The following is a 14,244-nucleotide window of genomic DNA, read 5'->3' on the forward strand; positions in this document are numbered from 1 at the left end:
TATTTACGTCTTTAAATACTTAACCAACAATATGTCAAGACAAAATATACTCTCAGGCTCGCCTTGGGAAGACAAGATGGGTTACTGTCGGGCGGTTCGCATCGGGAATATCGTTGAGGTCGCTGGAACCGTTGCAATCGTAGATGGCGAGAAAGTGAAAGCCGACGATGCTTATGCACAAACCCACAATATCATCGAACGCATTGAAAAAGTGTTGCAGGAAGCTGGTGCAAATCTGACCGATGTGGTCCGCACGCGCATTTTTACCACAGATATCACAGCGTTCGATGAGATCGCCCGTGCACATGGTGCGTATTTTCGGGACATAAAGCCCACAACTGGTATTTATGAGATCAGTAAGCTGGTGTCACCGGACTATCTTGTTGAGATAGAATTCACCGCAATAGTCCAGTAATCTATTGGAATATTCAAAAAAGGCCCAATCTGCCCTGGATTCGGGCTTTTTTTATTGCCAATTTAAATCGCGTTACAACCTTTTGGCGCGGATTTTGCTCTTTGAGGGGATGTTGTCTGATTTGGAACCCTAAACAAAGACATCTCTAGACATGAAAAATGGAATTACTTTGCTAATTGCCTCAGTGTTATTGGTTCTGTGCGTAATGCAAAAACAAGCCAGGTACGGAGGGGTACAGGGGGAAAGTGTAGAAAAAATGTACAATTCTTCACCCATCGCTCAGAAAGGCACACCTATTTTGGACGCACCTGCCGCTGACGATCTGTTGACCGATTCGCGGACATTCGAATTTGCCTCTGCGGACAGCACAAGTAGCAGCGAACCAACCGCAGGCATTGCCAATCAACGACTGTTGCACATCTCGGCGAGCAGCAAAATGCTAAATTACTGAATCGAAAACCGGTTCAGTAATTTAGCATTTTACATTCATCTAGCTGAAAAGCCCCATAATATCTTCCTGGCTCAGTTTCTTGATAAAGCCGGATTCCCCGCCTACTAAGTCTTCTGCCAAATCCTGCTTGCGTTGCTGCAATAGCAGAATTTTCTCTTCAATAGTGTCTTTGCAAATCATTTTATAGGCAAACACCTTGCGGGTCTGCCCGATGCGGTGCGTTCGGTCGATCGCCTGGCGCTCCACGGCAGGGTTCCACCACGGATCAACAAGGTAAACGTAATCCGCTTCGGTAAGGTTAAGCCCTACACCACCTGCTTTGAGGCTCATCAGGAACACGCGACAAGTGTCGTCGTTCTGAAAACGGTTTACACGACCCGCCCGGTCGACAGTCTGACCATCCAGATATTCATAAGGGATATTCACCTTCTCCAAATGCTTGCGGATCAGATCAAGCATCCCTAAAAACTGGCTGAATATCAGTATTTTATGGTTTGAGGCATTCTCTTCGATTTCACGAGTAATCTCTTCCAGTTTAGCCGATTCGTTCCCAAAATCCTCTTCGCCCGATAAAATTGACGGCGAATCGCATATTTGGCGCAGTTTCAGCAAGGCTTCGAGAATGAGGAAACTGCTTTTGTTGAGCCCTTCCGTCGCCAGTTTTTCGGCAATTTCCTGGCGATAGCGCTCCCGGAACGTGTCATAAACCTTACGCTGCTTGTTGCCCATTTCGCAGAAAAGGATTGTCTCGGTTTTGTCCGGTAAATCGGTCGCCACCTCTTCTTTGGTACGCTTCAGCATGAATGGATACACCAGCTTACGTAGCTCGGCTGCCTTTTCCTTATCCTGATATTTATCGATCGGCGTCGCATATTCCGTTCGGAAAAAATCGGCATGGCCGAGCATCCCCGGGTTCAGGAATTCGAATTGCGAATACAAATCGAAAGTATTGTTCTCCACCGGTGTACCCGTCATCGTGAGCCGGTTGCGGGCACGCAGGAGACGCGAGGCTTTGGATGTCAGCGAATCCGGGTTCTTTATGGCTTGCGCCTCGTCGAGAACGATGTAGTTAAAATCAAACTGGCGTAAGAGCTCCACATCACTGCGCATGGTGCCATAGGTAGTCAGGATTATGTCGTACTCCCGGAAAAAATCAATGTCTTTCCGCCTCGACATTCCCCTGTGAACGTACAGTTTAAGGTCGGGTGTAAATTTCGCAGCTTCGGCCTGCCAGTTGAAAATCAATGTGGTAGGAACTACGACAAGGTTCGTATGTCTAGGATCCAGATTTTTTTGATTTTGCAGGAATGTCAGCATTTGCAGGGTTTTACCCAAGCCCATATCATCAGCCAGGCAGCCTCCCCATTGAAACTCGTCGAGAAAATGTAGCCATTTGTAACCCTCTTCCTGATACTGGCGCAGCGTTGCCTGAATATTTTGCGGAAGCGGCACCGATGGGATTTGCTTGAAGTTGAGCAGCTTCTGTTTTTTCTCCCACAGCTCCCGGAAAACATCCTCATTATCGATCTCCGAAACGAGCTCATCGATCAGCGAGAAATGGATTTTGGATAAATGGATCTTGTCATCGTTGACACGCCCGAACTGCATTAACGGTTCCAGCTTGGCAATCCACTCGTCGGGAAGCACACCCAGTGAGCCATCCTGCAACTGGATATAGTTCTGTTTTTTAAGCAATGCCTTTTTTGCGTCCGCCAGCGTAACCGTCTGGTCGCCGAAACTGATCTCGATCCGCATGTCGAACCAGTCGATACCCGAAGAAGTATGCACTTTCACCATCCCACGGTTGGGATTGAAACGCATTTTTTTCAGGTCTTTAAATCCGAAAATATCGTAATGTTTTTTCTTTGCTGCGTCTACAAAATTAAAAAGCCATCCGTCTTTCATGACCTGTTCAAACGGCACGTAAAGAAACGGTTGTCCGGTTTGGTGCTGGAAGCCCGGATGTAATCCTTTCAACCATTCCCAAGCCACATTCTCTGCCTGAACGTCCCGTTCGAGCATTGTGATCTGATTATTCTCGAAACTGGTTTTGGTCCGGCGCTGGTCGTGCAGTAATTCCAGCTCTTCGTTTTTGCCGTTTTCTTCGAGATATATGTAGGAAGGCACGATCAACAGATTTGCCTCGTCCTCTTTGAGATAGAATTTAGGCTTCTGGAAAGCGAGCGGCGATGTCTGGATTTCGTGACGCGTCTGGAAAACTACATCGAATTTTTCAGAAACCGGGATGATCCAATTTCTTAGAAAGTCATCCCCAAAATCCTTCTTAACCCTTATTTTGAACCCATTCTGGCTAAGGTAGGCCACCATTTCGGCTTCACTGATGCCTGCCCAGCGGAACAACGTTTTTTCATTGTATATACCCAGCCAGAAACTATCCAGCGACACTACTTTCTGTAATTCCAGCGGCGTGCCCGGTTTGAGCTCCACGTAAGGGTTCAAGGTAATAAACTCCTTGTCTTCGGTGAGTACAAAAAGCAATTTTACCGGTTCGCGGCGCAATTCCAGTTGCGTAAGTTGGTGATTGCTCGTCACATAATCGCCGTCGGCAAGAAAAAGCCGGTCGCCGTCGAGGTCGTTGAAAACGCGGGTAAGCTGCTTGCCTACGTAGTTTCGTGCCTCATAACGCTGGTCAGCCTCTACATCATCGAAATGCAGATATGCATTATATGCCCAGCCCTGTTTACGAATGAATTTTTGAAGGCCTTCTTCCCAATGTTTCGCCAGCCGCACAAGGCGCGCATCGGCTTCGGTCAGTACGGGTATTTCGTCGGCGGAATAGTAATGGCTCGAACCGCCGGCAATATTACGGATATTGGTAACCTTCTCGGATTTGGAACTAAATTTGACCGAAAACACCCCAAAACCAATGTCCAGTAAGTGATTTTTCCCTTTTGGCCAAAAAACAAAAATGGAAACGCGATCCTCTTCATCCTGGCCACTGTCGGTCAGGGTTACGGCAAAGGATGACTCCTGCACAGGCAATATTCGCTCGCGCAACGATTTCCAATCCTGATATTCCCCCACTTTCTGAATGGCGGGATCGAGCTTGATCAAATGCAAGCCTCCATCCTCATCCAGCCGGAATTCGAATTTATCTTTGTAGGGATCTTCCAGCGAATAGCCGTATTCGGCAAGCAGATTATTTTTCTCGACGGTGAGGTCGCGCATTACTTCGAATGCCTTCTCGCCGAGTTCTTCGCGGAGTTTCAGTAACGCGGCAAGCTTGTGTTCGCACAGTGGCACCCAGAGCTTTTGGTTACAGTTACAGGAAGTCTGGATCTGCCGGGTGCCTTTGACACGCCGAAACGTGGTCATATATTCCTGCCCTTTGTCGGTGACCTGGCATTCCGCCTCGCCTTCCTTAGCAGATACAATTTCTACCGGACCAACGTTTCCGCGATTTTGCCAGGTCTCTTCAAGCACGAGGCTGCGTAACTGCATTTCACGCAGTTCCTGCAGTTCGATCGTCGTGTTACCCATTTCATGGACAACCTGTTTGATCGTCGGCATCTTGTCGAGGATATACAAAATAGCGGCCACGCGGTGTTTGCACAGCCCGGCTTTGTCCGGGCAGGAGCATTCGGTGGTTATCTGCGGTGTGAGGAAATCGCGGATGAAAATCTGGTAATACTGGATCGAATAGTCGCTTTTGACCTTGAACTCAGCATTGCCGGGGCCATTATAATCGAGTTTGGAAACTTTTAAGCCGCCACTGCTATAAATGGAACGCCCTCTTGACAATACATCCCGCTCCGCCCGTCTTATTAAGAAGTTGGATAATTTCTCCTTCTTTTCGTTTTCCATTTACCCTGCTGCCAGTTAAAAACGCAAAAGTACGGTATGTTTCTGTCTTATAGAAACGAACGAGGAAGTATTGCCTCAACTCAAAACCTTATGAGCGTACATAAGGCTGGTCGATCACGCCGATATGCCCCGAATGCACCGCCTCTTGGCAGAATGCGGCGATCTGCGGGCCAACATTGGGATACAAATGTTTGGATGAAAGGACAGAAACCGGCAGCCATACGATTTCCAGCGCCGTGGTATGCACCGGATCTAACGCCGGGAAACCCTGTGTTATATTTGCGTTAAATACCATATGCAGGGTTTCTTTCTGCACTTCCTGCCAGATTACTTCCCCACAAGAGACCATTTTCCCAATTGTTATTTCCACGCCCAGCTCCTCCATCAGTTCACGTGCCAATGCCTGTGAAAGCGATTCGCCGGGATCGGGATTGCCGCCGGGTAATGCAAATACCTCCTTTTCGCCATAGCAATAGCGCAGCGTTAGGATCTTATCGTTGTCAAGAATGATGGCGGATGGACGGACGTTCATATTTATCTGGATAGCGTGATCTATTTCCCAATAAACAAACTTCCGTCCATAACTTTTAATCGCGCAGCACCATTTTTTCGATTAGCAGCATGAAAATGTGGATGACTTTGATGTGAATCTCCTGAATGCGGTCGGCGTAACCAAAATGCGGCACGCGGATCTCGACATCGGCCACGCCCGCGAGCTGGCCGCCGTCTTTGCCCGACATGATGATGATCTTCATCCCTTTCGCCTTCGCCGCTTCGGCCGCACGGATGATGTTTGCAGAATTGCCGCTCGTGCTCAGGCCCAAAAGCACGTCACCAGGCTGGCCCAATGCTTCAATATATCTTGAAAACACATATTCGTAACCAAAATCGTTGCTGACGCAGCTCAAATGGCTCACATCCGAAATTGCGATGGCCGGTAGTGCACGGCGGTTGTCGCGATAGCGGCCTGTGAGTTCTTCCGCGAAGTGCATGGCATCGCAATGCGAGCCGCCGTTGCCGCAGGAAAGGATTTTGCCATTATGAATAATGGCATCAGCCATCAGACCGGCTGCTTTTTCGATCTTTTCAATTTGTCCGGGATCGCTCAGGAAGTTGTCGAGTACGGTTTGGGCTTCCTTTAATTCCTGGCTAATAATGTTTTGGTAATTCATGCTGATATCTGATTCTATTAAATCTCTCACAATCTGATGGCTTTGAGCACGTGCGTCTTCCTGCCCGGGCCCTTATGCCGCTCCACCCTGAATCCTCCTGCGGCCAGTGCTCTTTTAACAATCCCTTTTGAAGAATACGTCACTAATACGCCTCCGGCACGGGTTTGGGCTGCTATTTGGGTGAAAATTTCTTTTGTCCAAAGCTCCGGTTGTGCGCGAGGGTCAAATGCGTCGTAAAAGATGACGTCAAAAAATCGCTCCGACGCAAAGTCCTGCAACGCAGTTACCTCTTTTTGCAGGCTAAAAAAAGGTGAAATCGCTTTCTCGCCCCCCCAGGATGCATTGTGGAGCTGCATAAAGCCGGTCGCGCCGGTTGCTTCCTCGTAGTTGAGATGCGAAGCTTCCAAGGGTGAAACGGGATATGCTTCCACGGAAGTGTAGAAGACTTGCTTTTGAAGGCTGTCGGCGAGCTTCCATGCCAGGAATGCATTCAGTCCCGTTCCAAAGCCCATTTCAAAAACGTAGACCGGTCCCGAAGCATTTTCCAGGACCGGCCTTAAACCGAGGTTGATATAAATGTGCTCCGATTCACTCAAAGCACCTTGCAACGAATGGTATTGCTGTTTGAACTGCGGGCTGAACAATGAATGTGAGCCGTCTTCGGTAATAATGAAGCGTTCCAAATGGCCGGGTATTAATTTGACCAAAAGTACTAAATCATTCTGCGCAGTGTAAGCTGGGTAAAGAAAATATCCCCTTTACGCTTCACAAGCAAGTCGATATTTTTGCCGTCTCCACGCTGCATTAACTTATATATCTCACTCACATTGAGCTCGGCAGCAGAGTGATCATCGATAAACAGCAACTGATCACCTTCCATCAGTCCGGCCTTGGCTGCCGGAGAGTCGTCCACAATGTGGTTGACAATGTAGGAACGCAGATCGACGCCTTCGGCTCTGATCTCCATTCCACTCATGTCGTGCTCGAATTTCTCGCGGAGGCGGCTTTTAATCGGTTTCAACACCATATATTGCTCGCCGTAATTGAATGTCACTTTAAACCGGCGCAGCAATTCGCAGCCGATGTTACCCTGACGCTCCGCCCCAGCGCGTATTTTGGACCCGAACGCTATGCTGTCCGGGAATGACGCTACCACATTGTTCAACTCAAAACGCCCTAGGCGCATTTTATCCACGCGTCCCAGGTTTCCGTTGATTACGCCATTCAAACCGCGGCCCAACTGTGCACGGATCACTTTTTCGGGTAATCTGAAAGTTTCTTTCGGGGTGTTGTTAAGAAGCAATGCATGGCCCGCACCGGTATCGATCAGGACGCGGATCGGGTGCTCACGGCCGTCTGCGAAGAGCGTCACGGCGTCGGTAAATGGCTTGGTGTCCTCGATAATCAGCCGGTGTTTATCGCCTTTGCTGGTTTTATAGCGGTATTTATCAGGGCGCATCAGCAATATTTCCTTTCTGGCAAAATCGATGGTAACCACGAAGTTGTTGAAGATTTCATAACCAAAAATCCCGTGTACAGGCACGCCCACATATTCGGAGAGCCGGAGAAAGTCCTGTTCGAGGATCACGATATTCTGGTGATTGGCTTTGAGCCTGCCCATCGCAAACCGGTTGTCAATTGCGACGTGCGCCGATATGGACTTACCCTCGCCTGCACCTGTAAGGTTAACTTTACGGGTTAAACGCAGCTTGTCGGGTTTGAGAATATTCGGGTCGGTAATAATAATGGAACTGACACCCGTGTCGAGGATAAAACGCAGTGAATCATTGTCGTTGATCTTCGCGTAAACCAGGATGAGGTTGGAATGCAGTTCGAACGGGATGCGCGCCGTTTTATGGTTTTTATCTAAAAAATAACCATACTTTTCCTCTGATACAGGGGGAACGTCGCTGGAATGGCCGAATGTTAGGGTGTGGGTAAAAAGTATGATTGCTGCTACAAACCACTTAGACGTTTTCATCGTGGCCTCCTTTCTTTAAGTGCTATGTATCAAATTCCGCTAATAACATTTGCTAAACACTCTGATTATAAATGACTTGATAAGCAGATTTATATCCCTCGGTGTACGTTAAGTGTCGAATTCAGCCCAATCGGTGAATCAAGTAAAATTAAACCATTTTACATTAATAAAACACAAAAAAATCTCGATATGTGCAAATTTTCTGACATTTTTTTGATCATATATATATAATCATGTAAATGATGAAAATATGGTACTTTTGTTGCGTAAAATGACTTTTTCCCACAATAAAAATTTTCTTATGCGAAAAAAAATTGTTGCCGGCAATTGGAAGATGAATAAGGTTCTGGATGAGGCAGTTGCACTCACTTCCGAACTCGTGAATATGGCCAAAGACGAGGTCCGTAATGACGCCAAAATCATCCTTTGCCCTCCTGCGATTTATCTCACTACCATTAAAAAATATATCGAGACTGAGCCCAACTTCGCAGTGGCCGCTCAAAACTGCTCGGATAAAGTTTCAGGTGCATTTACCGGCGAAATTTCGGCGCAAATGTTGCAATCGATCGGTGTGGAATATGTCCTGATCGGACATAGCGAGCGCCGCCAGTATTTCAACGAAACAAATGCATTGCTGGCTGAGAAAGTAAACACAGCGCTTTCTTTCGGCGTTTCACCGATCTTCTGCTGCGGCGAATCGCTTGAACAGCGTCAGAATGAAGATTATATCGGATTTGTGAAAAACCAGATCACAGAAAGCCTTTTCCATCTTTCAGAAGAGCAATTGAAATCAGTGGTGATCGCCTACGAACCGATCTGGGCGATCGGCACAGGCCTTACGGCTTCGGCTGAGCAGGCGCAGGATATGCATGCCGCATTGCGCGCGCATATCGCTTCCAAATACGGTGCAGAAGTTGCGGACGAAATTTCGATCCTTTATGGCGGAAGTGTTACAGCAGCCAGCGCTCCCGAACTGTTTGCTTCCCCGGATATTGATGGCGGATTGGTAGGCGGAGCTTCCCTCAAATCGCGGGAGTTTACGAATATTATCAAGGCGCGGTAAGAAGAATGTCACACTGAGGGCAGTCGAAGTGCTTTTGCGGGATGCAATTATCCTTCGACTGCGCTCAGGATGACAGTACGCTGCCTTATGACAGTACGCTGCCTTATGACAGTACGCTACCTTATGACAGTACGCTATACCTTATGACAGTAACGCTATACCTTCCGTAGCTGGTCCTCTCAGTGTGACATGGGTCGTTACAATTCCGTAATCACAAATTCGACCCGCCGGTTCTTTTTCCTTTCTTCTTCGCTTCCTTTGGTAATTGGCCGGGTGCCGCCGTAGCCTTTTGCTTCGATGCGGTTACTGTTGACACCTTTTTCTATGAGGTGATTTTTCACCGATTCTGCGCGCTGGCGGGAGAGTTCAAGGTTTTTGTCAAAATCCCCTACATTGTCGGTGTGGCCTTCTACGCGGATTTTGATCGTCGGGTTGTCGAGCATCACGTCTACGAGGCGGTTCAGCTCTTCGAAAGATTCTGAAAGTAATGTGTACTGGGAGGTTTCGAAGTAGATATTGGGCAGGAGAATCGTTTCACCGACGATCAGGGGTGTCAGATAAATGTCCTGATCGAACGACTGGCTGCTGGAATCAGCCGGCGCGAGACTGAACGATGAGCCGTAATAGCCGCGGGCCTGTACCCGGAATTTGTATTGCCCGTTTACATTCACGCCAACCCGGTATTTTCCTGACGACGACCTCACTTGCAGCGTATCGCCATCTTCCAAATAAGAGATTTGCGCCGCAACAGGCTCCTTGGTTTTCGCATTATATACTGTCCCTTTTAAAACCGCCATTTCAACTTCCTTTTTTGGAGCAGGAGCTGGCTTTTCAGGCGCTTTCGCGGCTGGCTTTTTAGTCGGTACTGTTGCTTTGGCTACCGGCTTGGATGGCTTTCCAGTTTCCTTTTTCAATGGGTTTTTAATATGTATCCCATAGAAATTCCAGGATTGCAGCCCGCCCTGACTTCTTCCTTCATAAAAATCAAACTCTTCGATACCGGGAGTCAGTCTTTCAAAATAGGCTACAAAATCGACCGTATCGCCCGATGAAACGTTCATTTTAGAAGTCGTAGGGATATTTTGAGCCCGGATGAACCTGAACTTCTTGTCGATTTCGCCGGGCTTATAAAGTCTTGTCTCAGGATCTAGCCATATCTGGCTCTCATTAATCTGAGGAAGCCCGCGCGGAACCCGTGAATCCGGCAAGGGAGGCAATCCTGGCTGCGACCGGAACTGCGGCTGCTTCGGTGTCTTATCGACGAATTGAAGATGAATGATAGTATTGTCATCCGTCAGTTCCACACGCTTAATTTTCACGTACGGGGCCGATGACTCGTCTACTTTGGGGTTTTCAGTGACTTGCCCGAAGCTGGTATGGATAGAAAGTAAAATGGCTCCAAAACTGGCCGAAAGCAACTTGAAATTCATAATGCAACAGATTGGGGTTTAAACAAATATCTGCAAGAACGCCCGAAAAGCGTTGATAGTTTGTTAAAAATTGTTAAACCCAGAAAGTCACTGATTTACAGCAATAAAGCGCGACCAAAACGAGGGCTCGTAGCGCTCCCAGGCATGGCAGGCGAATGGTAGCCGATGGTTCGTAAGCTCATAACTTGCCGCAGGACTCTTCTCGAATGCAAAACGCAACGCTTCTTGCCATTTCGGCAATTTCATGAAGATCTTCATCGGTTTAAGCCGCGTCGCTTCCTGGCAGAAAAGCATGTCTTCATTACCCTTCCAGGCAGGATAAAAAGTATTGTAAATTTTAAGGTAGCGCAAAATACCCGGAATGCGGCGAAGCGAAAGACCGCCGTTTAAAACAACTCGGTGCGTGGATAATGCATGTGCAAAAACTTTGGCGGATTCTGCCGGAATCGTATCAAAATCAGGCTGATGTAAAGAAGGTGCTCCAATGTAGTCGTAGCCTTTGGCGCACCATTCTTTGAGCTCGTCACGGAAAACGAATGCATCGAGCTGGTAAATGAGAATGTATTCGTAAGCCGTAAAGGTTTTGTAAAAATCAATGGAAGTCATCAACCGGTTGTAGGTATCGATACCTGTAAAAAAATTGTCGTCGAAGGATTGGAAAGTAACGGTCGAATATTTTTTTTGTAATGCCGATAAGTCGAGGCCAGCGGGCTTCGCGATAATCACCGGGTAATTGCCCAGGATTGTCATACATTGTTTCAGCGACATTTCCTCTGCGTCGGTCATCGTTGATTGATAAACCGGTATCACCACAGCTACAAGCGACCTACTATCAGTCATTTATTTTCGAATCAAATTTTTATTCCAACAAATCCCCTACTGCCGGCAACCACCAATCCTTGCTGCTAAAACGGTAGTGCCCGCGAATTAGCTGACTGAGCACCGGGGTAAGCCGCTTGAAACGGCTCTCGGGCAGCGCCGCTCTCGTGTAAAAATGCCTTTGCGAAAGATACAACTTGATCAGCTTCTCGCGCGGCACGAACGGAAGCGCACGAAGCAGCAAATACAGCTCGTGTAGCTTTTCGGCCTTCTCTTCCAGCGGCACCAATTTTAATTTTCGGTCACGTTTGAAGCGGTCGGCCAACTGCACTTTTTCGACTTTGTTACCGAACCCAACCTGCTGGCTGGAATGAATGCGATAAGAAATGAGTGTTTCCGGAATGAAATCGATTTTGTTTTGCAGGCTGAGCACGACAGCGATCCAGGCGTCGTGGATCAAATCCTGGACATGGGTAGGAAAAGGCATCAGCCTTCTCAAAGCCGATTTTCGGATCGCCAGCGTGGCACCAGTTACTACAAACCCGTTGAAAAGAATTTCATGCGGCCTGCCGCTATGCCACATTTGTTGCCGTGCCTTACCGAAATTTATTTCCTGCCAAATGGTGCCACCGGTAGGCTCCGAATCGTCGTTGATCTTTTCGGCATCGCTGAATACCGCATCGAACTCGGGATTGGCGTCCAGGAACGCCATTTGCTTCTGCACTTTGTCCTTACGCCAGCGGTCGTCCTGGTCGCACAGGAAAATGACATCGCCCTCGCAGAGCGAAAGGCATTTCTCGAAGTTCTTCGTCGAACCGAGGTTTTTCTCATTTACATAAATGCGCACGGGAAATTTGCTCGTGGTAGCAAAAGACTTTATGATCTCAATAGTGTCGTCCTTCGATCTGTCGTCACAAACAACCAATTCGTCCACCGAAACCGTCTGATCAGCAATGCTCTTCAACTGCTCAGGCAAAAACTTAGCCCCGTTGTAAGTACACATGGCTACTGAAATCATAATGTGTATGTATTTAATTACAAAATGCCGCAAAGTAACACTTAATGTACCCGTTACCCAAACAGGTTTTCAATTTCATTTGGTCTCACTTATTCCCTTTTCTGGTTGGTTTCAGGGATTATTACCACATGATGTGCCAAAGCCCATTCCAGTATTTCGTGCATTTATATGAATCCTTATAATAAACCAATGGAACACTATGATCATTTTTACCTCTGCCGCAGGGTAATTACAATTTCAGGAATCCACTGCCAGAAAAAAGCACTGCCAGACCTAGCTGAAAAAAATGCAAGAAAAAATGACGAAGATACTATACGTCGCGACCTATCGAGCAAAAGAAGTGTTGGAAAAGAGAAGAAAAAAGCCGTGCAATGTTGAATCCTTCCCCAATAATAAAAAGTTTCCTGCCTGAATGCGAGCCCGAAAATGAACATCGCTACCCAAAGTGCCATCACAGGCGAAAGCAGTTTTCGGGAATGCATGATCGCCAGCAGCAATACGCTCAAACTGATTGAGAGATATTTAGGCATATCTGATATTTTTGTCAAAAAGCTTCCCGGCCCCTTTATGAGCCATAAAGTTACATGGTTGTATCCGGGAATTAAACTAAAGTTATTAAAAGCACCCGAATGGCATTACCAGAACAGCTTAAAAAGGCGATTATTCAAATGCCTGCGAAAGAAAAGGACAAATTGCTCCTGAGGCTGATCACCAAAGACAAAACCCTGAGCGACCGGCTCCATTTCGAACTCATCGAAGACAGCGCTACGATTACCGAGCGGCGGGAAGAGCTCATGGGACGGATCGTCAGGACATCGAAATACAACCAGAACACACCCGGCTGGGTATTGATGGATCTGCGGACGCTCAGCGGGGATATTGCGTATCATGTGAAAGTTACCAAAGACAAGATCGGTGGCCTGGAATTGAATATTTTCCTGCTTAATACCTTTCTCGAAGGCTATTCCGACATTCTGAAAACCTACTCTTCCCGCGCCGATACCTGTGCATTATACATTGCCAAAAAGGCGCAGGTGATTCTGAACGGACTTAGCAAACTCGATGAGGACTACCGCGTCGATTACATTAAAGACACCAACCGGATGCTGGCGCTTGTTTACAGCCTTTGTTCTAAAATGTATGCAAGACAAATGGAGTTGCCGCACGAACTGGAATTCTAAACACACCCATTCATTATGATAAAGACCGCATTACTGGTGATCGACGCGCAGTATGATTTCTGTAATCCAAATGGTACACTGTTTGTGCCCGGAGCCGAAAAAGACGTGGAGCGCATTGCCAACCTTATTTCCCTGGAAGGCGACAAGATCGATGCCATTTTTTTGACGCTTGACACGCATAAGGTGCTCGACATCGCCCATCCGCTTTTTTGGGAAGATCAGAACGGGAATACGGTAGCGCCGTTTACGCTCATTTCTCGCAAATCGGTGGAGGCGGGCAAATGGGTGCCGCGCTATCACCACGAATTTGTTTTGAAATACCTTCAAACCCTCGAAACTGAGGGTGAATTCCAGCATTTCATCTGGCCGGAGCATTGCCTTATCGGTTCCAAAGGTGCTGCATTGGATGATACCCTCATGAATGCTGTGCTCGCCTGGACGCACCGCACGCGCCGCGATTACCGCACGGTATCGAAAGGCATTAACCCGCTGACCGAGCATTTCGGTGTTTTCAAAGCACAGGTACCGGTAGCCAATGCGCCGGAAACGGAGCTGGACGAACGCTTTCTCCATGAACTCAATGAATACGATCAGGTGCTGGTAGCAGGCGAAGCTCGCTCACATTGTGTGGCAACAAGTATTCGGCAGATCGTAAAATTTGCGCCGTCGCTTGCCCCGAAAGTCGTTGTGCTCACCGATTGCATGTCGGACGTGCCGAATTTCGGCCATCTCGCCGATGCCATTTATGAAGAAGCAGCCCAAAACGGCATGACATTTGCGAAAGCAAACCAGGTTTTTTCTGGCAAATAACAGCCTGGCAACCCCTTCGGGTATCAAACTAAATATCACCGCTTTTGGTTATAATGGAATCAACATCATTAACAAACTA

At 47.6% G+C, this 14,244-nt stretch carries 14 protein-coding genes; 6 read left to right on the forward strand and 8 right to left on the reverse strand.

All coding sequences use genetic code 11. The annotated features are described in order from the left end of the window. Positions 1–31 precede the first annotated feature (31 nt). Both LZD49_RS19230 and LZD49_RS19235 read left to right on the forward strand, forming a co-directional pair. A complete protein-coding gene (locus LZD49_RS19230; RefSeq protein ID WP_234669196.1) occupies positions 32–415 on the forward strand; it encodes a RidA family protein in 384 nt (127 codons plus the stop codon). A gap of 151 nt (positions 416–566) precedes the next feature. After that, entirely contained in the window at positions 567–866 is a 300-nt protein-coding gene (locus LZD49_RS19235) for a hypothetical protein (protein WP_234669197.1), read from the forward strand. Between the two features lie 39 nt (positions 867–905). Here the strand turns inward: LZD49_RS19235 and LZD49_RS19240 are convergent, their stop codons facing one another. From LZD49_RS19240 to LZD49_RS19260, 5 genes are all read right to left on the reverse strand, one after another. Then, entirely contained in the window at positions 906–4,691 is a 3,786-nt protein-coding gene (locus LZD49_RS19240) for an SNF2-related protein (RefSeq protein WP_234669198.1), read from the reverse strand. Between the two features lie 88 nt (positions 4,692–4,779). Then, positions 4,780–5,223 (reverse strand): NUDIX domain-containing protein, encoded by a 444-nt coding sequence (locus LZD49_RS19245; protein ID WP_234669199.1) that lies wholly within the window; start codon positions 5,221–5,223, stop codon positions 4,780–4,782. Between the two features lie 55 nt (positions 5,224–5,278). Then, positions 5,279–5,863, reverse strand: a complete 585-nt coding sequence (gene lpcA, locus LZD49_RS19250; RefSeq protein ID WP_234669200.1) for a D-sedoheptulose 7-phosphate isomerase — start codon at positions 5,861–5,863, stop codon at positions 5,279–5,281. A 26-nt stretch (positions 5,864–5,889) separates the two neighbouring features. Next, positions 5,890–6,546, reverse strand: coding sequence for a tRNA (5-methylaminomethyl-2-thiouridine)(34)-methyltransferase MnmD (gene mnmD / locus LZD49_RS19255; RefSeq protein WP_234669201.1), 657 nt, complete (start codon positions 6,544–6,546; stop codon positions 5,890–5,892). A gap of 29 nt (positions 6,547–6,575) precedes the next feature. After that, a complete protein-coding gene (locus LZD49_RS19260; protein ID WP_234669202.1) occupies positions 6,576–7,844 on the reverse strand; it encodes an aspartyl protease family protein in 1,269 nt (422 codons plus the stop codon). 301 nt (positions 7,845–8,145) lie between these two features. Between LZD49_RS19260 and tpiA the strand changes: the two genes are divergently transcribed. Beyond that, a complete protein-coding gene (gene tpiA / locus LZD49_RS19265) occupies positions 8,146–8,907 on the forward strand; it encodes a triose-phosphate isomerase (RefSeq protein ID WP_234669203.1) in 762 nt (253 codons plus the stop codon). A gap of 197 nt (positions 8,908–9,104) precedes the next feature. Here tpiA and LZD49_RS19270 read toward each other — a convergent pair whose 3' ends face one another. The 3 genes from LZD49_RS19270 to LZD49_RS19280 form a co-directional block, all read right to left on the reverse strand. After that, positions 9,105–10,337, reverse strand: a complete 1,233-nt coding sequence (locus tag LZD49_RS19270; RefSeq protein WP_234669204.1) for an OmpA family protein — start codon at positions 10,335–10,337, stop codon at positions 9,105–9,107. A gap of 87 nt (positions 10,338–10,424) precedes the next feature. After that, positions 10,425–11,177: a DUF5672 family protein gene (locus LZD49_RS19275; protein WP_234669205.1), complete on the reverse strand. Its 753-nt coding sequence runs from the start codon at positions 11,175–11,177 to the stop codon at positions 10,425–10,427. Between the two features lie 19 nt (positions 11,178–11,196). Then, positions 11,197–12,174, reverse strand: coding sequence for a glycosyltransferase family 2 protein (locus LZD49_RS19280; RefSeq protein WP_234669206.1), 978 nt, complete (start codon positions 12,172–12,174; stop codon positions 11,197–11,199). A 189-nt stretch (positions 12,175–12,363) separates the two neighbouring features. On the opposite strand from LZD49_RS19280, the gene LZD49_RS19285 reads away from it, so the two are divergent. The 3 genes from LZD49_RS19285 to LZD49_RS19295 all read left to right on the forward strand — a co-directional run bounded on the left by LZD49_RS19285 (position 12,364) and on the right by LZD49_RS19295 (position 14,165). Further along, complete coding sequence (locus tag LZD49_RS19285; protein WP_234669207.1) at positions 12,364–12,552, forward strand: hypothetical protein; 189 nt, start codon at positions 12,364–12,366, stop codon at positions 12,550–12,552. Positions 12,553–12,803: 251 nt separating this feature from the next. Next, positions 12,804–13,355 (forward strand): hypothetical protein, encoded by a 552-nt coding sequence (locus LZD49_RS19290; RefSeq protein WP_234669208.1) that lies wholly within the window; start codon positions 12,804–12,806, stop codon positions 13,353–13,355. A 15-nt stretch (positions 13,356–13,370) separates the two neighbouring features. After that, positions 13,371–14,165, forward strand: coding sequence for an isochorismatase family protein (locus tag LZD49_RS19295; RefSeq protein ID WP_234669209.1), 795 nt, complete (start codon positions 13,371–13,373; stop codon positions 14,163–14,165). The last annotated feature ends 79 nt before the right edge of the window (positions 14,166–14,244 follow it).

This window comes from Dyadobacter sp. CY261 (genome assembly GCF_021440085.1).
Taxonomy (GTDB): domain Bacteria; phylum Bacteroidota; class Bacteroidia; order Cytophagales; family Spirosomataceae; genus Dyadobacter.